We start from the raw sequence: 25,169 nt of genomic DNA on the forward strand, positions 1-25,169 counted from the left end.
TATTACTCAGTACTTTAAATTATTTTCTTTAGAAATGTGTTGCGGAATTAAGGGTATAAAGACCCAATGTTATCAATTGATGTTAGAGTTGATGATTTAATAAAAAGAATGACTTTTGAAGAAAAATTACTTCAATTATCACTGTTGATTTTAAGAGATAATAATGTAAATAATATTTCCAGAAATGATGAAAGAGAAATACCTTTTGGTATTGGCTCATTAATATATTTTGTAGATGATGCAGAAGAAAGGAATCGAGTTCAGCGAGAAAATATTGAAAAAACAAGATTGGGTATTCCTATTTTATTTGGGTTTGATGTTATTCATGGTTTTAAAAATATTTATCCTATTCCACTAGCGCAGTCTTGTTCGTGGAATCCGGATTTATCAAGAAAGCTAAGTAGAATAGCTGCTTACGAAACTTATAATGCAGGAATAAATTGGACTTTTTCTCCTATGATTGATGTTTCAAGAGACCCAAGATGGGGAAGAGTGGCTGAGTGCTATGGTGAAGACCCTTATACAAACTCTATTTTTGGGGTTGCTACAGTTAAAGGTTATCAAGGGAATGATTATAATGAGAAATATACTATAGCCTCATGTCTAAAACATTTTGTTGGTTATGGTGCATCTGAGGGTGGAAGGGATTATAGATATACAGAAATATCTTCTCAAAGTCTTTGGGATACATATTTACTTCCTTATAAAGCATGTATTAGTGCTGGTTCTTCAACGATAATGAGCAGTTTTAATGATATTAGTGGGACGCCAGCAACATGTAACTATTATACACTTACTGAGATTCTAAGAAACAGATGGGGATTTACAGGTTTTGTAGTATCAGATTGGGATGCAGTTGAACAACTCGTTTATCAAGGTGTTGCAAAGAATAGAGCTGATGCAGGGAAAAAGGCTTTTACAGCGGGAGTGGATATGAATATGAAGGATATGATTTATTATGATAACTTTAAACAGCTTGTAAATGATGGTTTGTTGGATATGTCTTTAATTGATAGGTCTGTAAAAAGAATACTAAGACTAAAATTTCAATTGGGATTATTTGAACATCCTTATACTAAAGCTGAAAAATCTACTGAACTTGAAGATGAAATTTATAATCTTTGCTCTCAGATGGCTGAAGAATCCTATGTATTGTTGAAGAATGATAAAGTACTACCTATATCGCAACATGTTAAGTCTATTGCATTAATTGGACCAATGGCAAAAGATAAGGAAAATCTATTAGGTTCATGGTCGGCTAGTGGAAAGGCTGATTATGTAGAGTCTTTGTATGAAGGTTTGATTGCAGAATTCGGAAATAGTATTGAAATTAATTATTCATTAGGAAGCTCATTTACTGAAACATCTGATGATATGTTGAATGAGGCAAAAAGAATGGCAGAAAAAAAGTGATGTTATTATTTTATGTCTTGGTGAACAAAAGCATTGGAGTGGTGAAAATGCTAGCCGTTCTACAATATCTTTACCGAAATTCCAGGAATTATTGGCTGAAGAATTAAATAAAATTGGGAAACCTATAATTTTAGTATTGTCTAGTGGTCGTCCTCTTGAATTATGTAGATTGGAACCATTGTCTTCTGCAATATTAGAAATATGGCAACCAGGAGTTGCTGGTGGAAGGCCGTTTGCAGGGATATTATCAGGGAGAATAAATCCTTCAGGAAAGTTGTCAATGACATTCCCTTATTCAACAGGACAAATTCCTATATATTATAATATGCGCCAAAGTGCAAGACCGTTTGATAATTTAGGAGGGTATCAGGATATTCAAACTAATCCATTATACAATTTTGGATATGGACTTAGTTATACAACTTATAAGTGTTCGGACATAAAAGTATCTAAAACAGAATTTACTCGTAACGAAACAATTATAGCTGAAGTAGATGTAACTAATATAGGTAATAAAAGTGGAAAGGAGACAGTGTTATGGTATATTTCAGATCCTGCATCTTCTATTTCCAGACCAATTAAAGAACTTAAGTATTTCGAAAAGAAAAAAATCCAAAAAGGGAAAACTGAAAGATATAAATTTGAGATTATTCCTGAACGTGATTTATCTTTTGTTGATAGCAATGGAAATAAACAATTGGAAACGGGAGTTTATATTCTACAGGTATATGATAAAAAAGTCACACTAGTTATGACAGAATAAAGCTTTTGTCTGTTATTAAATTGACATTGAACATGCCCGGAAGTTTTATTGGATGATGGGTCTTGCTAGATGTACTGATTTCATACAGAATATATAAGAATATAGAGCAATTACTTCATTCCTAAATTATATCTTGTTTGGAGTTGAAAAAAGGAATATCTTTTAGTTTTTTATCGTTGGTCAATATAGAACAAAAATTATGATTATTATCCGGTGACTTTTGAATTTAATGATTTAAAATGTAATTTTATGAAAAGAATAGTATTTTTTTTTAATTTTATTATTAAATGTCTTTTGGGTTTCTGGAAAGAACCTCAAATATGTTTTTTATTTTATTGGTGATGGTATGGGAGTAAATCAGGTTCAAACTACAGAAATGTATAAGGCAGAACTTGAAGGAAAAATAGGATTATCTCCGTTATGTTTTACTCAGTTTCCTGTATCCACAGTTGCTTCTACATATTCTGCGACAAATAGCGTAACCGATTCTGCAGCAGGAGGGACAGCATTAGCTACTGGGGTGAAAACTAAGAATGGTGCCATTGGGGTTATGCAGGATCTTAAGACAGAGGTGTCAAGCGTAGCTGTATGGGCAAAAAATTCAGGTAAAAGGGTTGGTATAGCTACAAGTGTGAGTGTAGATCATGCAACTCCTTCAGCTTTTTATGCTCATGAATCGAGTAGAAATAATTATTATGAAATAGGTATAGATTTGTATAAAGCCGGGTTTGATTTTTATGCCGGTTCAGATTTTATTTCTCCTGAGGACAAGAACGGGAATGGTTCAAATCTTTATGAAATGGCAGATGAATATGGTTACACAATAGTTCGTGGGTATGATGACTACAAAATGAAATCAAAGAAAAGTAAGAAAATGATTTTATTTCAGGAAGAAGAATTGTCTAAGAGAGACAGGTATTCTTTGCCATATGCTATAGATAGAACTGGCTCTGAGCTGAATTTAGAAAATATAACAAAATGTGCAATAGATTTTCTTACGAAAGACTGTAAGAATGGTTTCTTTTTAATGGTAGAAGGTGGTAAAATAGATTGGGCTTGTCATAGCAATGATGGTGCTACTATGATTAATGAAATAATCGATTTTGACAATACTATTAGAGTAGCTTATGAGTTTTATTTGCAGCATAAGGATGAAACTTTGATTGTCGTTACTGCTGATCATGAAACGGGCGGTATCTCTTTAGGAACCGGTAAATATGAACTCAATCTCAAGATCCTTGAACATCAGAAAAATAGTGAAAGTGTCTTTTCTACTCAGGTTAAGAAGCTTCGGAATAGATATGGTAATGGAGTACCTTGGGATTCTGTGAAAGATTTGTTAATGGATAGTTTTGGCTTTTGGGACAAGGTTGATGTTAATGAGAAGAATAGTGAAAGGCTGATGACAATATATGAAAAGAGCATAAAGGCTGATGACGTGAAAATGGAGAAAAGTGAATATTCACTTGATGAAGCTCTTGCAGGAGAGGCAAAACGTATTATAAATGAGTTGGCATATTTAGGATGGAATACAGGAGGACACTCTGCTGGATATGTTCCTGTATTTGCTATTGGGGTAGGATCAAATAATTTTACAAGACGTCTTAATAATATAGATTTACCTAATATAATAGCAAAAGTTGCGGGTTATGAGAAGAGTAGATAAAGATAAGTAGCGTCCTTTTGAGAACTGGTGAAATAGTGGTATAATATTTTATGAATTACACTATTAAGTATGGATTTGTGCGAAAAATTACACTTCTCCATACTTAATAGTGTAATTTCATTTATTTACCCAACTTCCCCAAAGTATAATTGCTCTATTGTTTTCTATCTAAACTTTCGTATCTTTGCCCCGCATTTTTAATCAATTTAATTATTAACCAATGAAAGAAAACATTCAGAAAAGCAGCCGGACTATGCGTTTCAGACGCTATTCGAACCGCTCGTATGCAGTGTTCTCCACATTGAAATCTCCGGTAAGTATCGGGGTGATGACAGTAGCTATGCTGGCATCTGCACCTGTTTCTGGTATATCAGCCCAGACTGCCGAGAAAAACAATGCAGGCGAGAAACTGTATGAGCTGGAGGAAGTGGAAGTAACCGGCAGCCGTGTGCCGCTCACAGTGAGCCAGGCAGCACGAATCGTGACTGTACTCGACCGCGAGGCTATTGCCGCCGCCCCTGTACAGAGTATTAACGACCTGTTAAAGTATGCCGCCGGCGTTGATGTCCGACAGCGCGGTGATATGGGAGTACAAACGGACATAAGTATTCGTGGGGGAACGTTCGACCAAATTACTATCCTTCTGAACGGTATAAACATCTGCGACCCACAAACCGGCCATAACGCGGCCGATTTTCCTGTTGAATTAAGTGAAATAGAACGTATCGAGGTTTTGGAAGGACCTGCAGGACGTGTGTATGGCACATCATCGCTGGTGGGAGCCATCAATATCGTTACGCGTACTGCAAAGGACAGCGGGGCAGAGGTGTTTGCCGACGGCGGTTCTTACGGCTATTTCAAAGGCGGAGCTATTGTAAGCCATGTGAAGAACGGTTTGAGCAACCAGGTTTCGGGCAGCTACAGCCGCAGCGACGGATTCAGCCGTAGTAAGGCAGGAAATCTTAATGCCGACTTCAAGTATGCAAGGCTGTTCTATCAGGGACGATATGAGAACGACCTGGTAGATGTGCGCTGGCATGCAGGTTTCACAAACAAGGATTATGGCGCGAACACTTTCTACAGCACTCTTTCCGACGAGCAGTTTGAACACGTAAGAAAGTATTACACGGCTGTTCAGGCGGAAACAAAGGGCGATGTCTATCATTTCAAGCCATCAGTCTATTGGAACCGTTCGGACGACAGGTTTGAATTTTATCGCGGAATGCCGGATGAATCTCCGTTCAATTATCATCAGACCGATGTCTATGGTGTGAACCTTAACAACTATATCCAGACATTCCTCGGAAAGACTGCATTCGGGGCGGAGTTCAGGAATGAAGGTGTTAGGAGTACATCGCTTGGAGAACCGCTCAATTCTCCGGTAAAGGTTCCCGGTGCTGATGCCGATTTTACTCTCGGACTTAACAGAACCAATCTGAGTTTTCATCTGGAACATAATATCGTGTTGAGGCGTTTCACTCTTTCAGCGGGAGTGATAGCCGTGAAGAATACCGGCAATGAAATGAAGTTCCGTTTCTATCCGGGTGTTGATGCCAGCTATCAGTTTGCACGCGACTGGAAGGTTTATGCATCTTATAACACCTCATTGCGTATGCCTACTTTCACGGAACTGTATTATTCCGTCGGAGGTCATAAAGCCGACAAGTATCTGAAACCTGAGGAAATGCAGGCAGTGGAAGTTGGGGTGAAGTATCTTCGTCCGGGAATACGTGGTACTCTGAGCTTGTACCGCTATCATGGGACGGACATGATAGACTGGATAAAGGATATATCACAGGGCGATGACGCTCCATGGCAGTCGGTAAATCATGCCGTAATCAATACAATGGGTGCTGAGGCTTCTGTTCTGTTTGATATACGCGAACTGATGCAGCGTGATGCTTTTGTGCGTTCGGTCAATGTGTCTTACAGCTATATTAACCAGGATAAGGAAACTATGCCAAATCTGCAGTCGAAATATGCATTGGAGTATCTCAAACATAAGTTCGTGGCGCAGGCAAACTTCAGAATCTGGAAATTGCTTGAGATGAATGTGTCATACCGCTGGCAGGACCGTATGGGTAATTATCAGAAAGGCAATTCGATGGTGTCATACGAGCCGTATTCGCTTGTGGATGCGCGACTCTCATGGAATGCGCCTCAGTATAAGATATATGTAGAAGGAAACAACCTTCTGAACAAGACATACTATGACCATGGCAATATTCCTCAACCAGGAATATGGGTAAGGGCAGGGGCAAGCTATAGGTTTAAGTTCTAAATATGGCATTATTATTAAAAGCTTTGTTATTGATTATTGTTAATAACGAAGCTTTTGTTTTATGTATGTTTGAATTATTAGAACAAATTTCACTATATTTGTGATATCACTTTTGTTTATTATATAAAACTGATAATAAGAATCATATAAAGAATACTAATATAATGAAACGAATTTTTTTCTATTTATTATTATTGTTATACGTTAATGTTCTTTTTTCTAATAATAATACTTTGTTATTGCAGCTTGATGAGGAAATTAATAAAAGGAGTGAATATGAAGAAGCAAAGGAAAAAGAGTTGTTATTATTGGAGGATATGTTTCGTTATGCTACCTCAAAAGAAAGTAAATATCAGATTTTAGGAAAACTGTTTGATGCATATCTGAATTATGATACTAACAAGTCATTAAAAATTGCTCATGAAAAATATCAATTGGCATTGAGTGTAAATAATAAAGATTATATCAATGATGCCAGTATGAATATAGCTGAAACTTTATGTATGCTTGGAATGTTTAAAGAATCATTAGAGATAATGGATGGGATTAAGCAAGATGAGCTGCCAAGTTTTCTACTCCCTTATTATTTTCATACATATAGAACAATATATGGACTCTTGGCTGATTTCGTAACAGTAGATATTATGCGTGATAGATATCTTCATGAAACAAACAGATATCGTGATTCTATAGTGGCATATAATCAGGAAGGAACATTGCCATATGTTATTGTAAAGTCCGATTCATATAATTTCAATGGTGATTATAATAAAGCAATATGTTTGATAAAAGAATATTTAAATAAATCAGACATTAGTTTACATGATAAAGCAATATTATACTATACGCTATCTGAATCATATAGAGGTATAAATGATAAATATAATGAAAAGAAGTATCTTATATTGTCTTCTATCGGTGATATAAAATCTGTTGTCAGGGAATATGTGTCTTTAAGAAGGCTTGCAGTAATGCTATATGAAGAGGGAGATATTGACAGGGCCTATAAATATGTGACACTATGTATGGATGATGCTGTAAAATGTAACGCTCGATGGAGAATATTGGAGGTGCAGAAAATGTTTCCAATTATAAATGAGTCTTATCATCTGAAAGAAATTAATCACCAGAAACGGTTGAAGAATACATTGCTTACCATTAGTTTGTTATCGTTATGTCTTATTGTGGCCATTGTCATTTTTTATTTTCAAAAAAAGAAAATAACGGTGGCTCGATTGAACTTGATAAAAATAAATAATGAATTATCTAAAGTGAATTCTGAATTAAAAGAGGCTAATCAGAAACTTATTGATATGAATAAATCTTTGACAGAATCAAATTATATTAAAGAGGAATATGTTGGTCATTATTTGAATCAATGTTCGGTTTATCTTGATAAAATAGAACAGTATCGCCATCATTTAAACAAAATAGCATCTGCAGGGAAATTGGATGATTTATATAAGTTATTAAAGTCTTCTTCTTTTATTGAGGCTGAATTAAAGGATTTTTATACAGGTTTTGATACGACATTCTTGCAGATATATCCAAATTTTGTAGATGATTTTAATTCTTTACTGACGGAACCTATTCAACCAAAACAAGGTGAGTTACTTAATACAGAACTTAGAATTTTTGCATTAATACGTTTAGGAATAACTGATAGCGTAAAAATAGCCCAGTTCTTGAGATATTCGGTAACAACTATTTACAATTATCGTACCAGAATTAGAAACAGGGCAGCATGTGCCCGTGAAGATTTTGAAAATAAAGTCATGAATATATCAAAATAAGATTTATAATAGACTACTTTTTTTACTATTGCTGATAATTGTAAATTGTTGATTATTAATATTATATCTAATATTTATGAGCTAAATAGACTATATTTTTTCTATATTGTGTACTTCTGTAGAATTATATAATTTACTTTTGCCAATGAAAAGTTTTGTTATTAATTAAAATTGATGTACATGAAAAAGAAAAAGAAAAGATTGCCAAGAATTGCAATCAGATTCCTATGTATCTTTATGGGATTGTGTTCAGTTTTAGATGTTTTTGCTCAACAAGTTTTAGTCAGTGGAAATATTGTAGATGATACCGGTGTATCTGTTATTGGGGCAAGTGTTCTTGAAAAAGGAACAACTAATGGAACTATAACTGATATTGATGGGAAATTTTCCATATCGGTTTCTAAAGAAAGTACATTGGTAGTATCATTTGTTGGGTATTCTACTCAGGAGATACCTGTACAAGGTAAAACTTTCTTTGATATCGTACTTAAAGAAGATTCAGAAGTACTTGACGAAGTCGTTGTTGTAGGTTATGGTACTATGAAAAAGAATGATTTGACAGGAGCTATATCTTCAGTTTCTGCCAAGGATTTGGGCAAACAACCATCTTCAAGTTTGGGAGCAGCACTTCAGGGAAGAGCTACAGGATTACAGGTTATTTCAAATGGTGCTCCTGGAGATAATGTTTCAATGAAAATTCGTGGTATTGGTTCTATTGTAGGTAGTGATCCATTGCTTGTCATAGATGGAGTACCGACTGATGTTCCTCTGAATATGATAAATATGAATGATGTTGAGACTGTAAATGTCTTAAAAGACGCGTCGGCAACTGCCATATATGGTTCAAGAGGAGCATATGGAGTAATTATTATTACTACTAAAAAAGGTAAGGCAAATTCAACTCCTCGTTTTGAATTTAAGGCTTCTTATGGTATTGAAAGTGTAAAACGGACTTTGGATTTGCTTGATGCAACCCAGTTCGCATCTTTACATAATGAGATGATGACTGCTAATGCCCAACCTCAGAACCCGTTGTTTGAAGATCCTACGTTGTTGGGAAAAGGAACAGATTGGGTAAATGAATTATTCCAAACAGGAGCTACGCAGGATTATTCTTTGAGTTATTCAGGTGGAAATGATAAAACTACATATTATGTATCAGCAGCATATTTCACTCAAGACGGTATAGTACGTACTACAGAATATGATCGTTTTACTGTACAGTTCAATATGGATACGCAATTGTTTAAATGGTTGAAAATGGGTAATAAATTGTCGTTGAACCATGATGTGAAAGCAAAAGGTGAGTATAATATAAAGAATACCATGCTTGCATTACCTACTCAGGAAATAAAGAATGAAGACGGAAGCTGGGCTGGTCCGGTTGGACAGGCAATGTATGTTGGTGATATTGCTAATCCTATAGGAAAAATGTATAGTAATACATCATGTACTAAAGGATATAATATGCTTGGCAATATTTATGCGGAAATAACTCCATGGGAATGGTTGACCTTTAAATCTATAGCAGGTGTACAGGCATTATTTTGGGATGAAAAAGGATGGGCTCCCAAGTATGACTGGGAACCTATTGCGCAAGAAGAATCGTATGCTTCAAGGAAATACAATAAAAGTTTGACTATACTTTGGGATAACACGTTGACATTTAATAAAACTTTTAATGATAAACATGTCTTGACTGCCATGATTGGTTCTTCAGCCCAAACAAATACTTATGAATATATGGGAGGCTCTATCATGGGATTTATAAGTCCTACAGCACAACAATTAGACAATGGAACATTGGAACCTAATGTTTATGGTAATGGTAGTGATTGGGCTTTACTTTCTTTATTGGGACGTATAAATTATACATATGATAATAAATATTTGTTGACAGCCACTGTTCGTAGGGATGGTTCCTCCAGATTCAGCAAGCAAAACCGTTGGGCAAATTTCCCTTCAGTAGCTTTGGCATGGAGATTGTCGGAAGAGCCTTTCTTTAAAAAGAGTTTTTGGTTAAGTGATATGAAACTTAGGGCAGGATATGGCTTGACAGGTAATCAGGCAAGTGTAGGTAATTATGTTTATGCTTCTGTATGGCAGACAATACAATATAATTTTAATGGCAATCAGGTTAATGCTATTGCTCCGTCAGTTATGCCTAATCCAAATGTACGTTGGGAGGAGGTTGAACAATATAATATCGGTGCTGACCTTACAATGTTTAATGATAGGGTAAATCTCAGTCTTGACGCATATGTGAAAAATACAAATGATATGCTTGTAGATATGTCTGTGCCTATTTCTACCGGATTTTCGGATGTATATGTTCCAAAAATCAATGCAGGGAAAATGCGGAATAAAGGTTTTGAAATATCAATGACCTCAAGAAACATGCTTGGAGAGTTTTCCTGGATGACAACTGTAAATGCATCATATAATACTAATAAGATTCTTAGTCTTAATGGCGATGTACCGATATATTTCGGAAATAATATTCATGCGGTGGGGCATCCGGCAAGTTCCTTTTATGGGTATGTTGTCGATGGAATATTCCAGACACAGGAAGAAGTTGATAATCATGCTATCCAGACAGCAGGAGATGACCCGTATAACAGAACGTCGGCAGGTGACATAAGGTTTAAGGATCTTAATAATGACGGTATTATAAATGATGATGATAGAACATTCCTCGGAGATCCAACTCCGTCATGGACATTTTCCATGAACAACTCTTTTGCATGGAAAAATTTTGATCTTGAGGTGTATTTCCAAGGTGTGGCCGGTAACAAGATTTATAACTCTAACAGGGCGTCTTTAGAGGCTATGTCTGTAGCGCAAAATCAGATGACTACAGTGTTGGAACGTTGGAGAGGTGAAGGAACGAGTGATTCTATGCCTCGTGCGGTATTTGGAGATCCCAATAAGAATACTCGTACGTCCAACAGGTTTATTGAAGACGGATCGTATCTGAGGCTGAAGAATATTACACTTGGATATACTTTACCTGAAAGAATAAGTAAAAAGGCTTTGATGTCTTCTGTCCGTTTTTATGTATCAGGTCAAAATCTTCTGACATTAACCAGATACACTGGTTTAGACCCTGAAATATCTTCCGGTACAGGAGACGACAATAATGTATATCCTGTTTCTAGAAATATAACATTTGGACTTAATGTTTCTTTCTGATACCTTGATGTTTAATTTTAAAAGTATTATTCTATGAACAAATATAGTAGAGTTTTATGCCTGTCGGCTTTATCTGTGATTTTTAGTGGATGTAGCGGTTTCCTGGACAAGGAACCGTGGGATTCGATTGATGCGACAAAGAGTTTCCAATCTGAAGAAGATGCCATAGCCGCCGTAAATGGTGCATACCAGCCTTTGCAGTGGGCGAAATTGTATAATATGAGAATATGGACATTGGATATTGTGGCAGGAAACAGTGAAGTTGGTGCAGGTGGAGGTACTGACGGTATTGAAACAAAGGATTTGGCTAATTTTATTACTACAACAGATAATTTTGGTGTACTGGATATTTATAGAGGACCAGCTCCTGGAATTCTGCGTTGTAATTATGTGTTGAAAAATGTTCCGGGAATGGATATTGATGAGGATATAAAGAATCGTTGTTTAGGAGAGGCTTATTTTTTACGTGCCCATTATTATTTTATACTTGTACGTTTGTTTGGGGGAGTTCCTTTATTGATAGAACCTCAGACTCCTGACGATGACCTGAAGCCTAAACGTGCGTCAGTTGAACAAATTTATCAACTTATCATTGATGACCTTAAAAAGGCTATTGATTTACTTCCTACAAAATCGTCATATACTTCTGATGATATCGGGCGTGCTACAAAAGGTGCTGCGATGGGAGAGCTTGCGAAGGTCTATCTCACACGTGGAGAAAACTATGATAAAATAATAGAATATTGTGACGAAATAAAGAAACAGGGATATTCTTTAAATAGTGACTATAGTGACAATTTCAATCCTGAGAAAGAAAACGGACAGGAGTCGCTTTTTGAAGTGCAATATTATGGCAAGACTAATTATGATTTCTGGAGTAATGAGAATCAGTCTTCGTGGCTCAGTACATATATGGGACCAAGAAACTCAGATATGGTTGCCGGAGGTTACGGTTGGAATCAGCCTACAGGTGAGTTTGTAAGCCAGTATGAAGAAGGAGATCTTCGTAAGGATAAAACGGTATTGTATTCCGGTTGTCCTTTATTTGATGGAAAGACTTATTCTTCTTCTTATTCTTCAACAGGGTATAACGTGCGTAAGTTTTTAGTGCCTAAGTCTATATCGATGGATTATAATACAAGTCCGGCAAATTTTGTTGTTATGCGATATGCTGAAGTTTTACTTATGAAGGCAGAGGCTTTGAATGAACTTGGGAGGATTTCAGAAGCTGAAGAGCCATTGTATGAGGTTCGAACACGTGCCGGATTGACTGACAGAAGTAAGATTGAAGGACTTACACAGGATGAAATGCGTGATAAGATATTTCATGAAAGACGCATGGAACTGGCATTTGAAGGAGACAGGTGGTTTGATATTATACGTATGAAGGATGGTAAAGGTCTTGAATTCCTGCATTCTATAGGTAAACTTAATGCACAAGAGAAACATTTATTGTTGCCTATCCCTCAGCAGGAAATAGAAGCTAACGGTAATCTTGAACAGAATCCAGGATATTAATTATAAATCAATAAAGAAGATAGTTATGAAAACAATATATAATTTAATGCTTATCGTATTAAGCATATTGATGTTGGGGTCTTGTAAAAAGGATGAAATGGAATTGGATAAAGGTAGTACTCCTTTAAAACTTGAAATATCAGAAGATATTGTTGTATTGAGTCAGTTTGTGGAAGATAAGGAAGCAGTAAAATTCAGTTGGGGAGCCGGAAGTAATCAAGGAACTGGAGCTGCCATTTCATATCTTTTCGAGATGGATTTAAAAGATAATAATTTCGCGGGTGGAATAAAGAAGAATATAGGTAAGACAGATTCTCATTTTATATCTTATACTAACAAAGAACTTAATGATAGCTTGAAGACTGTATGGAACATTCCTGTTGATGACGAGGAGACATATACATTCGAAGCGAGGGTGACGGCTGTGGTCTCGGACACGTCTGTGGAGACTCAGATATCAAATGTTGTTGTGTTTGATGTACAACCTTATAAGTATCGTACTTTGAGATTGTATCTTATTGGTGATGCTACTCCTGGAGGATGGAATATAGAACAGGCTACGTTGATGACAATGGATGCGGAAAACAAGGATGTATTTACTTGGGAAGGTACATTGTTAAAGAATGGTTTCAGGTTTATATGTCAGAACACGTCTGGTACCTGGTGGCCGGGATATGTAAAGGATCCTGATAATGAAGGTAAGGCGAAATATTTTGCTACTGAACCTGCCGGAGAAGATGATGTGAAATTTATGATAAATGCTCCTGGAGTATATCGTGTTACTATTAATACTTCTACGCTTGATGTTGTTATTGACCCTATTGATGTGGAGGAGCCGGAACCGGAACTGTATCTTATAGGAGATGCTACAACAGGTGGATGGGATGTGCCTCAAGCTACTAAAATGAATTATATAGAATCTGCTCAAGCTTTTGAATGGGAAGGAGCACTGAAAGCTGGTAAATTCAGATTTGTCTGTCAGAATATCTCAGGAATGTTCTGGCCTGGATACGCAAAGGATGCTAATGCTGATAATAAAATGGTTTACTTTGAGACTGCGCCGTCTTCAGAACAGGATATATCTTTCGACATAGATAAGCCAGGTATATATAAAATTACGGCGAATACATCTTCTCTTGATGTAAATATTCAGCCTATAAGTGTACAGGAACCTGCCCCGGAATTATATCTTATAGGAAATGCTACTCCGGGAGACTGGGAGATAATGAATGCTACGGAGATGAGTTATAATGAGGCGGAGAAGACTTTTGAGTGGAACGGCAATTTAAACAGTGGAGAATTAAGATTCATATGCCAGAGAAGACCAGATAGATGGTGGCCTGGATATGTCAAAGATCCTGTTAATGAAGGCAAAGCAAAATATTTCGATGCTCAACCAGCGGATGGAGAAGATATTAAATTTACTATCTCAGATGCGGGTGAATATTATGTGAGCCTTAATACGGAGACATTGGAAGTTGTGATAAGGAAACAGGATGATATTACGGTTCTGTATGATAATATGTGGATGGTTGGCGATGCTACTCCTGAAGGATGGAGTTGGGACAAAATGGTTGAAATGACTCAGTCTGAAGAGAACGGAAATATATTTACGTGGACAGGGAACCTGAAAGTCGGTGAGATTAAGTTTTCTCTGGAAGGTCCGACTGCAAAAGATTTCAGCGGATATTTTGTATATGCTACAAAGAAGGATGCAAGTATCTTTAATGATACAGACATAGATATAAGGAATTCTGGTGAAGACTATAAATGGAAACTGTCTGAACTGGAGGCCGGTACATACACTATAACCATTAATTTCAATACTAATAAAATTTCTTTTGAGAAACAGAATTAGAATATATTATTATAATATGAAAGATTTATGAGAAGAATAACTTATATATTATTAAGTGCAGCCTTGGTTTTAGGCTCATGTATTGATGAAGTTGACTCATCAGTTAATCCCATAACATACGGTGACGGATATATGGAAGTGTATCTTTCTACAGATAAGGCAGCTTATATCCCTGGTGAAGAAGTAAAAATAAAGTTGAATAAGATGGTGGAAGGAAACGCAACTATACGTTACCGTCATCTTAATCAGGTAATAGAGGAAACACCACTAACCTCTAATGAATGGAGTTGGAAACCTCCAACTAATGATTATAAAGGCTATATGGTTGATATATATACGATTGAGAATGGGGTAGAAGTAATAAAAGGTAGTATAGCTATTGATGTATCTTCTGATCCTAAAATGTTTCCTCGAAACGGATTTTTGTCAGAGTACGGAAAGATGAGTGAATCGGAGATAAACAAAGTAATGGATAATCTTAATAGATACCACATTAACTATGTTCAGTATCAGGATTGGCATTATAAACATCATATGCCTTTGGCAGGAAGTGTTTCTGCACCAATGGAGGTGTGGAAAGATATTATCAACCGTGATTGTTATCGCACAACGGTTGATGGATATATAAAGGCCGGCCATGAAAGAAATATGAAGTCACTGTTTTATAATCTGGCTTATGGAGCTTTGTCTGATGCTGAGGAAGACGGGGTAAGCAATAAATGGTATATGTTTAAAGATAAAAATCGAGGAACGATAGACGCACATATATTGGGTTCTCCTTTTAAAAGTAGTATTTATTTGACAAATCCAGGAAACGATGGCTGGATAGACTATATTGGGCAGAAAACAAGCGATGTATATGATGTGTATGATTTCGATGGATATCAGATAGACCAGCTTGGAGGAAGAGGAACTCTTTATGATTACCACGGAGATGTGATTGATTATGAGAGCGGATTTACTAAATTCATCAAGGCTATGAAAAATAAGGAACCTGAGAAACGTTTGGTTATGAATGCTGTAGGTGGCTTTGGTGGACAAAAAATAGCAGATTCGGAATCGACAGACTTTTTCTATGTTGAGGTATGGGATAAGCCGACAGATAGAGGATTTGAGGTCATTTCAAATACTATTACAGGACAGGATAATCTTAATAAAAATGGGGGACGTAAGACTATATTGGCGGCTTATATGAATTATGATTTTGGAAAGATTGGACGTAGCTATTTTAACACTCCGGGAGTATTGATGGCAAATGCAGCAATTCATGCATGGGGAGGTGCTCATCTTGAACTCGGAGAACATATGCTATGTAATGAGTATTTCCCAAACAGTAATCTGACCATGAGCGGAGAACTGAAGAAATCAATGATTACATTTTACGACTTCATTACAGCATATGAGAATCTTTTACGTGACGGAAGCCGTGGATGGACAGGAGTGGATGCCGTGTCAATAAGTGGAGGAATCAGTTTCAACCAGTGGCCGCCGCAAAAGGGTAAAGTTGCTACTGTTGGCAAGAATCTTGATGATGGAAAAACTTCTGTAGTACACTTGTTGAATTATACAAATGCAATACATCTTGACTGGTGTGATACGAATGCAGATCAGCAAGAGCAGGATTTGATTGAAAATAAAGAGATTGAATTGAGTATTGACGGAAGGTCAGGAACCATAAAGTCTGTATGGTGCGCTTCTCCTGATTTTGATTTTGGAGTGGCCCGAACATTAGAGTTTACACAAAATTCAGATAAGATAAAATTAACTTTGCCTGCTCTCAAATATTGGACAATGATAGTAGTTGAATATGAATAATAATTAAATGTATATGAGAAAATTTATAGTAAGTATTGTGGCATTAGCCTCGATTTTAACTGCACAAGCGGAAAGAATAGAATCTCCGTCGGGAAATGTTTGTGTTGATTTTGAATTGACATCATCAGGAGAGCCTGTTTATTCAATGAAATATAATGATAAGGAAATCATAAAACCAAGTAAACTCGGATATGAACTTAAAGGAAATTCAAATCTGAGAGAAGGTTTTAAACTTATTAAGACTTCTACATCTTCATTTGATGAAACTTGGGAGCCTGTTTGGGGAGAGGTTAAAGAAATACGAAATAATTATAATGAACTTCTTGCAGAGTTGGAACAGACATCAACAGGTCGTAAAATGAATATCCGTTTCAGGGTATATGATGATGGTATGGGACTTAGATATGAGTTCCCTCAACAGAAGAATCTGGTATATTTCACTGTGAAGGAAGAACATACTCAGTTTGCTATGACGGGTGACCACATTGCCTGGTGGATACCAGGTGATTACGATACACAGGAATATGATTATACAGAGTCACGCCTGTCTGAAATAAGCAAATACCATGACAATGCCGTGTCATCAAACGCATCGCAGACATTGTTCTCTCCTACAGGAGTACAAACAGCATTACAGATGAAGACAGATGATGGTATTTATATTAATATTCACGAGGCTGCTCTGGTTGATTACTCGTGTATGCATCTGAATCTTGATGAGAAGAATCTGGTATTTGAGTCATGGCTTACTCCTGATGCTGAAGGATATAAAGGACGTTTGCAGACACCTTGTCATTCACCATGGAGAACTGTTCTTGTCTCAGATGATGCACGTAAAATACTGGCTTCGCATCTGATTCTAAATCTGAATGAACCTTGTAAAATAGAGGATACATCATGGATAAAACCAGTAAAGTATATGGGAGTATGGTGGGAGATGATAACAGGCAAAGGAAGTTGGTCATATACTAATGAATTGCCGTCGGTAAAGTTGGATGCTTGTGATTATTCTTCTCTTAAACCTAATGGAACTCATTCCGCAAATAATGATAATGTGAAATGTTATATTGATTTTGCATCTGAACATGGTTTTGACCAACTTCTTATAGAAGGATGGAATATAGGTTGGGAAGATTGGTTTGGTAATCAAAAAGATTATGTTTTTGATTTTGTTACACCTTATCCTGATTTTGATATCAAAGAGCTTAATGAATATGCACATTCAAAGGGCATAAGATTAATGATGCATCATGAAACATCTTCTTCCTCAAGAAACTATGAACGTCATTTGGAAGAAGCATATCGATTGATGAATAAATATGGGTATAATTCTGTTAAAAGCGGTTATGTAGGAAATATGCTTCCATATGGTGAACATCATTATGGACAGTGGATGAATAATCATTATCTTTATTGTATTACTGAGGCTGCAAAACATAAGATAATGGTAAATGCACACGAGGCTGTAAGACCAACAGGTTTGTGTAGGACTTATCCAAATCTAATAGGAAATGAATCTGCAAGAGGTACTGAATATCAGGCTTTTGGTGGAAGCAAGACTTTCCATACTACAGTATTACCTTTTACAAGGTTGCAGGGTGGACCAATGGACTATACTCCGGGAATATTCGAAATGAATATATCAAAGATAAATCCAAACAATAACTCTCATGCAAATGTGACTATTGCTAATCAGTTGTCGTTGTATTGTACAATGTATAGTCCTTTACAGATGGCTGCCGACTTGCCTGAAAACTATGAACGTTTTATGGACGCCTTCCAATTTATAAAAGATGTTCCTGTAGATTGGGATAATAGTATTTATCTTGAGGCAGAGCCGGGAAAATATGTAACCGTAGCAAGAAAAGAAAAGGGTACAAATAATTGGTTTGTAGGAAGTACAACAGGTAACGCTCCTCACAAATCATCTATCTCGTTGGATTTTCTTGATAAGGATAAGAAGTACATTGCTACAATATATTCAGATACTAAAGATACAGACTATAAGCTTAATCCTCAAGCCTATAAGATTGTAAAAGGTATTGTGGACTATAAAACAAAGTTAAAGATAAATACAGTTGAGGCTGGAGGATATGCCATTAGTATTTTTGAGGTAAATGATAAGAGTGAGATGAAAGGATTGAAAAGATTATCATTGTTTCCTATTAAATAATTCATACGGTAACTGATAATCCTTAAATACACTCGCTTATATTATTCAGTGTTAAAACCTTATATAGGTTTATACATTGAATAAAGATAAAAATAGCTTCTATTTGTAAACACACACATCATTAGTATCCATTAAAAACGTCAATAGTAAAACGGTATTGGATGATGCTAATTATGGGGAATTTGAATTAAAACCGATATATAATTAGGGTGGATACTATTGATGTTAATTTGAAATCAATATGAAAAAGACAATTCTTAATTTATTACTTTTTCTTGCGTGCATGTCATCATGCAGTAAGAATGAATCCTTTGAAAAGACAGAGGAATTATCTAATCCGGTTACTGTTAGCTTTATGACTAATATTTCGCGTGTAACCGCTTCTTCATGGGGGAATAATGACCCAGTTGGAATCTCTGCTACAGGTACTGACGTAATGTACACAAATGTGAAATACCTGTCCGATGCAAGTGGTAAGTTTGCAGTTTCTGATGGTGTTCAACCTATTTGTTTCAAAAATAAGAATCCGATGTCCTTTACTGCATATTATCCATATTCAGATAATAACGGTACTGTAAGTGTTAATACATTGGAAAACAACTCTGATTGTAATTTTATATGGGCAAAGGCTGATAATGTACAGTATTCTGAAACTCCTACGGTAAATCTTCAGTTTGACCATTCTATGGCAGAGTTGCGTATAGTAGTGAGTGCTCAAGATGGCGCGTCTTTGGAATCTTTTAAGAATATGACAGTGTCTGGTCTGAAACATGATGGTAATTTTACAACAGCCGACGGTAAAGCTGCAGTCCTGGCTGATGCACAGGTAAAGGACTGGGATATTTCATTGACAGAAGCAAATGGTAAATTGGAGTTTAAAGGTTATGTTTTACCTCAGGCTATATCCGATTTGTCTATACGTGTGAATTCAGCTTCTCATAATATTACTTTTGATAATAATAGTTTTGAAGCAGGATTGTATTACACTATTAATGTTACTGTGAATAGTGATAATACGGTGAATGTAGAGACAACTATATTCGGTACTACTATTAATGGACAGTTCGATGCTTCAAAAGCCAAAATAGGTTATATCGATGTAGATGCAGTAAGCAGTGATGATGATATGGCTGCTTCAAAAGCATGGTTTGTAAAACAATATCCTTATGGTGAGGTATTGAGCCTTTCAGAATCTTCAAATTGGAATTTGTCACAGTTCTCGGTTATTTGGATACATATAGATATATTAGGTCTTGTTCATGGTTATCAAAATCTGACAACTGACGCACTTATTAATAGCAATGCTGTTTCTAAATTGACAGCTTACTTAAAGGACGGTGGAAACCTTTTGTTATGTAATCATGCTACACAGTTATTGGTCCCTTTAAACAGACTTAGCGATAGTATGGCTCCTAATATGTTCGGCTCGGGAGCAGGAGCTGAGAATCGAGATGTTTGGGGAACCAATGCTAATATAAACAATATGTATGATAGAAACTCACATGAAATTTATAATGGTTTGTCATATGGCAATTTTACATATGGTCATAAAATATACCCATTGTTAGGGAATGGAATAAAAGAAGATCATAATTGTGTTTGGTCTTTTAGTTATAGTTCTATTGGAGGAAACAGAATCTTAGATTTTGAGAACGAGAATAAAGCTGTTATTCTTGGTGTTTGGCAGCATGTTACAACTGATGAAAATGCTAGTATCATAGAGTTTAACCCTACAGAAACCATAAAAGGTAGATGTATTGCAGTAGGCATTGGTGCATATGAGTGGCATCAAAATAACGTTGAAAATCCATATCAAGGCAATATAGAAAAAATGACACAAAACGCCATTGAGTATCTTGATGCCAAATGGTATGAAAGAGTGAATAGTAGAAACTAATTTCTCATGTAATAATATTTTAATTCACTGTGTGATATATTTACTTTTACATCAATTTGTAGTGTAATTTCAGTATATGATATTATCTGCATCAGAAAATTCCTTTGTAATTTGTTATGCTATATTACTTAAAACAACATAAGAACAGTTCGTATTATAGGGAATTTTAATTAATTGTAATTAACGTAGATACATTTACAGACGGACTCTTAACAGTGTAATAGCTCGAGTGAATATACTGATTTATTCTATAATATATTAATAAATGTAATAATTGTTCATGCATTAATCTTAAACTTAACTTTGAATATTATGAATGAATTCTATGAATCTCCAAAAGAAAATTATATAAAACCGGTTAGTATTGTATACGAATTGAGTCTTGAGTCAACTATACTCCAAACAAGTTCAGAAGGTTCTGGAACAGATCCGGGTGATGATGGTGAAGGAAACATAACCTTATTTGAATTTAGATGTAGAAACTTTTAATGTGTTACGATATGTTTAATCAATCTGAGAAATGAAAACTACGATATCAATTATAATGTTTTTGGCAGGTTTATCTACCATGACGGGATTTTCATCCTGTGTGAGTGATGAAGTAAAAAAGCTTGCTGATGAAGTACCTCAGCAGGATAATAAAGGCTATTTCATATCTCTCGATGGAGAATGTGGTACAGAAATTACAGATTTATCTCGTGCACACTGGGATGAAGATGAACAAAATGTTCCACATTTTTACTGGGATTCTTCTTACGACGAGATGAAAGCATTTGTTTTCAGAAATACTGCAGTCTTGAATTATGTCACAGATAATACTTATGCTAATGTGAAGATAACTCCAAAAGAAGACAGACTGAAATGTTCTATGCAAATAACAGATGGATTGTCAGAGGTATTTCAGGAAGGTGATGTCATCTGGGCTGTTTCTCCGATAAGAGACATTGCTGGTATAGAAAATAGTTCGGTGAAATTTACATTACCAGACTCTTATGATTATACAGACGGACATCAGACTAAGACATACCATCTTAAGAATTACGTTCTTATGAGCGGCGTAGGAACAGTACGGAATGAGAGAGCATCAATAAATTTCCAAATACACCCTACTATATTCAGGTTTAAAATAACTAATTCAGATAAAGATAATCTTATTGTAAACAGCATAACTTTCTCAGGACCTTTCAATAATCAAGCTGTTCTGGCTTATGATGAAGGCGAGAGTGTGACTTTTAGTAAAACATCCGAACAATATTCTATTAAGGTAAATATAAGTGAAGGTCTGACAATACTTCCAACTGAATCTAAATATCTTTATGCACTTGTTATGCCTACGGAGTTGAGTGATGAAAATGTAATGTTTAGTATTACATCTAATTTTGGAGATAAATCACAGATCTTAGTGTACAGTGATGTTTTTCAAGGAAAAGAAGGTAGTGCTGATACTGGTTTTAAGTCGAATACCTATAAAACATTGAATGTTGCAATGAAAAGAACTTCAGTTAAATTATCAGGTACGACAATAAATGGATTTGGGCAGGGCGGAGATTGTGATGTAAGTTTATAGAAATCACATAATCTTATATATTCATACATAGTCAAATATATATAGTAGGAGTATGGAAAAAGAGATAATCTTTTGATTAATTATAAAGAAGAATTAAATTTTTAGTCAAGCAACAGAAGTAATCTCCGGAAACTCCGGTATTCATAAACCGCGTCGCACACGTGTTCCGCTTTCTGCGTCGAAGTTGGTGTATAGATGATAGCCCTATATTGAAATTGGCGATAAATTGCGATAGCCTGCGAAAGGCAGGATATTCTACCTTAATGTGCTCTTATCTCGAATGATATCCAAAAATAGGAACCGCCGTATGCCGAACGGCACGTACGATGGTGTTAGAGGTCAGAATGAAAGTAGGAAGAAAACTACTTCGTTTTCCTCCTACTTGATTCACCTGTATTATCCAGGTGTGATTATATATGTAATTTACCTTGAAAACTCGTAATGTCCTTTTCCTCCTTCGAACGACAGTATTCCGTCGTCAGAACGTACCCATTTATATGGGATAAATACTTCACCGTCTTTCTTTACCTGCCATGTTCCGGGTTTCATGTCAGTCATGACAATCTTGAAAGTTCCTTCACCGTCGATGTCGATGCTGAATTTTCCGGAAAGCGTGTTACTGTCTTTGCTGAAAGTCACAATTCTGTCGGAGATTACTACTCCTACAGTCTTGTCGCTTTTCAGAAGTGCAGCCTTGTGCATGTTTTTGCATTTGTTGTCAGCTACCTGTATCACATTAAGGAAGTAATCCTCATTAGCAGGAGATTTTGGCGATAATTCAACTCTCCATGCACCTTTTTCGTTTGTCGGGTCCGGAGTACGTGGCTCGTTAGGGTAGTTCTCGCCGTTAACCCAGAATTCCTTACCCGGGCCTCCGATGGTATTTATATCTAAGTTGCTTTTTTCCGGTAGTAACACAGTGTCGTAAAGCATTCCTGAATCTCCGTCCTTTGTACGTTTGACGGTAAATGTTCCGTCTTTTACAGTCGGTTCTTCAATGCTGTGGAGCAGCCACTGTTTCTTATATTCAGGATTTGATGAAACAATCTTGTCGAAAACTATCAATGTGGCAGGAATATTCTCTGATTTCAGATTCAGGAATACGAACGAGCGTTTTACTTCTTTTACCTTGTCGGAATATGCCCTGGTTATGTCACCTTTCAGATAAGAATAGTCCGGTGTCATGTAGTCCGCGTCGGTTCCGTGTGCAAGGACTTTTCCCGTAGTATATTCGTCGCTCAGCAAGTCCTTGAATGAACGGCAGGTGTTCCATCCGTCGCCCGGCATTCTCTGTCCTCCGTCGTTACCGGCAAAAGGAGTCTTGTCTTCGCCTCCATAGCTATGACATTCAAATTTCTCTTCAGGATTGAATATCAGCAGTGAGTTGTGGGCTACTGTGCGTTTGAAGAAATTCTTGTTGTGCGGGCTGTTATATCCGCCTGAACTTCCCTGATATGTTCCTGCATCCAGCGCCAACGGACCTTTATAATATATCTGGAAAGAGCCTCCGTCAAGATGCTGATGGTTTCCTACATAATGCTCGTTTATTTTCATTTCTGCTATTACGCTGTTCTCATCCCATCCTGTTCTGGCAATCATCCATCCGAACGGTGTTCCGGAGTATTTTGTGAGAGGAAGTGTTTCAGGACTTTTAGGCTCAACGTTAAGGTCTTTCCACAGGATGTCGAATATCAGACAGTGATTGTCAATCTTCTTTGTACGTTCATATTCGTATGCCAGATAGCCGTCTTTGTAGTAGCTGTAAGCCAATAGGGCAGGAAGGGCATAATTGGCTACACCTTTTCTGTTAGGATTTGTATCACCGGCAGGAAGAACCTGTCCGTCAGGACGTCTTCTGTAGATAAAATCGTATAAGACGAACTGTTGTGCCGGGTCATAAATTGCTCCTGCGCCCATGCGTGACATTATCCACAGAGATATAAGGTCGTTGCTGAAACGTACATTTGCATAACTGCTACCTTGATGGTAGTTATGTCCTGAATAAATGAAGTTGCGGGCCGGAATATAGTCCTTGTACATCATTGTTACTACATAATTGTACATGTCAGGATATTCGTCATATACTGCAATACCGGCCGAGAGCATATCTCTCAGTACCATCCATTCCGAAGAATGTCCTGCTATAGGTTCTGTATTCTTTGGGGGATAGCCGCATTCCATGGTCTTGGCTATTCTTACGAATTCGTTTATGTATGCTTTCTTTTCTGAGTCTTTCATCTGATCGTAGCACCAGTCGTAAACCATTGCACCACACATCAGCATTGAGCCGCTGGCTCTTGACAGGTCGCCTTTTGTTCCATAATTAGTGTTACGCAATGTGTCAAGCATGGCTGTTATAGCCTTTCTGGCAACAGATTTTTCTCCGTTCACCAGATAGTCCAATGCATCAAGCTGTACCCGGCTTGTTACTCCTCGCATTTCAGCATAATATCTGAATCCGTTTTTAGCCGGAGCTTTAGCTTCTTCCTCAGGAGTTCTGTTTTTACTCAGTTTCTCCATCTTCTTTATTGTCTTTACTATTTCCGGATTTTTCAATCTCTGTTTAAGTTCAGGGATATCAGACGAGCGTAAATACAATCTCGGATGTTCGGATGGTGGAACAGGAATTTCTACACCATTTACTTCGCGCCATTCTACGGTGCTTTCTGTTTGTGCTGATAAGCCTGTTCCTAAAAAGAAATGGAAGCTTAACAGCATGATGATGCTTCTTCTTTTCATGGTTGTACAATGATTATTTTGTTATATCTGCAAATTTAGTATTTGTATCTGCATTATACTTTCTCAAAAATGCTAAATGACTTTGATTTGGTGCTGAAATATATCAAAACTGTTGAATAAGATTTTAAAATTGTCCATTATACATGAATTGGCTTTATTTAAACATTTGTGTATTAGTGTAAAATGCATAATAATTACATTTGCAATGTAAATTAATCTAATATTTCGCTATATTTGTAATCATTAAAAAATAATAGTTATGTACACATTGTTATTATTGGGCATCGGGACCCAGGAGATACTTTTTATTGCACTGATAGTCTTGCTATTGTTCGGAGGTAAGAAGATACCGGAACTTATGAAAGGATTGGGCAAGGGTGTTAAAAGCTTCAAGGATGGAGTGAACGGAATAGAAGAATCTGTTAAGGAATCTGCATCTATCGATGAAGAGAAAAAAGATGCAGTGAAATAAGCCTGCTATGGTCGAGGCTTAA

15 protein-coding genes are annotated in these 25,169 nt (G+C 36.4%); 14 read left to right on the forward strand and 1 reads right to left on the reverse strand.

What is annotated here, in order from left to right; genetic code table 11:
• Nucleotides 1–66 precede the first annotated feature (66 nt).
• From QZ379_RS04995 to QZ379_RS05055, 13 genes are all read left to right on the forward strand, one after another.
• Complete coding sequence (locus QZ379_RS04995; RefSeq protein WP_291558932.1) at nt 67–1,413, forward strand: glycoside hydrolase family 3 N-terminal domain-containing protein; 1,347 nt, start codon at nt 67–69, stop codon at nt 1,411–1,413.
• Nucleotides 1,382–2,176 (forward strand): glycoside hydrolase family 3 C-terminal domain-containing protein, encoded by a 795-nt coding sequence (locus QZ379_RS05000; protein ID WP_291558934.1) that lies wholly within the window; start codon nt 1,382–1,384, stop codon nt 2,174–2,176. Before QZ379_RS04995 ends, QZ379_RS05000 begins: the two co-directional genes overlap by 32 nt.
• Nucleotides 2,177–2,450: 274 nt before the next feature.
• On the forward strand, nt 2,451–3,842 hold the full coding sequence (locus QZ379_RS05005; protein WP_291558968.1) for an alkaline phosphatase: 1,392 nt from the start codon (nt 2,451–2,453) through the stop codon (nt 3,840–3,842).
• Between the two features lie 220 nt (nt 3,843–4,062).
• Nucleotides 4,063–6,123: a TonB-dependent siderophore receptor gene (locus tag QZ379_RS05010; protein WP_291558937.1), complete on the forward strand. Its 2,061-nt coding sequence runs from the start codon at nt 4,063–4,065 to the stop codon at nt 6,121–6,123.
• A gap of 164 nt (nt 6,124–6,287) precedes the next feature.
• Nucleotides 6,288–7,916: a DUF6377 domain-containing protein gene (locus tag QZ379_RS05015; protein WP_291558939.1), complete on the forward strand. Its 1,629-nt coding sequence runs from the start codon at nt 6,288–6,290 to the stop codon at nt 7,914–7,916.
• A 180-nt stretch (nt 7,917–8,096) separates the two neighbouring features.
• A complete protein-coding gene (locus tag QZ379_RS05020; RefSeq protein ID WP_291558941.1) occupies nt 8,097–11,108 on the forward strand; it encodes a TonB-dependent receptor in 3,012 nt (1,003 codons plus the stop codon).
• Between the two features lie 33 nt (nt 11,109–11,141).
• Nucleotides 11,142–12,626, forward strand: a complete 1,485-nt coding sequence (locus QZ379_RS05025) for a RagB/SusD family nutrient uptake outer membrane protein (RefSeq protein ID WP_291558943.1) — start codon at nt 11,142–11,144, stop codon at nt 12,624–12,626.
• A gap of 25 nt (nt 12,627–12,651) precedes the next feature.
• Nucleotides 12,652–14,484 (forward strand): SusF/SusE family outer membrane protein, encoded by a 1,833-nt coding sequence (locus tag QZ379_RS05030; RefSeq protein ID WP_291558945.1) that lies wholly within the window; start codon nt 12,652–12,654, stop codon nt 14,482–14,484.
• A 27-nt stretch (nt 14,485–14,511) separates the two neighbouring features.
• Nucleotides 14,512–16,299, forward strand: a complete 1,788-nt coding sequence (locus QZ379_RS05035; protein WP_291558947.1) for a glycoside hydrolase family 66 protein — start codon at nt 14,512–14,514, stop codon at nt 16,297–16,299.
• A 13-nt stretch (nt 16,300–16,312) separates the two neighbouring features.
• Nucleotides 16,313–18,472 carry a glycoside hydrolase family 97 protein gene (locus tag QZ379_RS05040; RefSeq protein WP_291558949.1) on the forward strand — a complete coding sequence of 720 codons (2,160 nt, stop codon included), beginning with the start codon at nt 16,313–16,315 and terminating at the stop codon, nt 18,470–18,472.
• Nucleotides 18,473–18,713: 241 nt separating this feature from the next.
• Nucleotides 18,714–20,369, forward strand: a complete 1,656-nt coding sequence (locus tag QZ379_RS05045; protein ID WP_291558951.1) for a fimbrillin family protein — start codon at nt 18,714–18,716, stop codon at nt 20,367–20,369.
• A gap of 312 nt (nt 20,370–20,681) precedes the next feature.
• Nucleotides 20,682–20,858, forward strand: a complete 177-nt coding sequence (locus QZ379_RS05050; protein ID WP_291558953.1) for a hypothetical protein — start codon at nt 20,682–20,684, stop codon at nt 20,856–20,858.
• A 31-nt stretch (nt 20,859–20,889) separates the two neighbouring features.
• Entirely contained in the window at nt 20,890–21,936 is a 1,047-nt protein-coding gene (locus QZ379_RS05055) for a hypothetical protein (protein ID WP_291558955.1), read from the forward strand.
• A 423-nt stretch (nt 21,937–22,359) separates the two neighbouring features.
• Here QZ379_RS05055 and hepB read toward each other — a convergent pair whose 3' ends face one another.
• The gene (gene hepB / locus QZ379_RS05060) at nt 22,360–24,675 is read right to left on the reverse strand and encodes a heparin/heparin-sulfate lyase HepB (RefSeq protein ID WP_291558957.1); all 2,316 of its coding nucleotides are present in this window, start codon (nt 24,673–24,675) and stop codon (nt 22,360–22,362) included.
• Between the two features lie 259 nt (nt 24,676–24,934).
• On the opposite strand from hepB, the gene QZ379_RS05065 reads away from it, so the two are divergent.
• On the forward strand, nt 24,935–25,147 hold the full coding sequence (locus QZ379_RS05065; RefSeq protein WP_291558959.1) for a twin-arginine translocase TatA/TatE family subunit: 213 nt from the start codon (nt 24,935–24,937) through the stop codon (nt 25,145–25,147).
• Nucleotides 25,148–25,169: the final 22 nt, after the last annotated feature.

This window comes from Bacteroides sp. (assembly GCF_019417265.1).
GTDB lineage: Bacteria > Bacteroidota > Bacteroidia > Bacteroidales > Bacteroidaceae > Phocaeicola.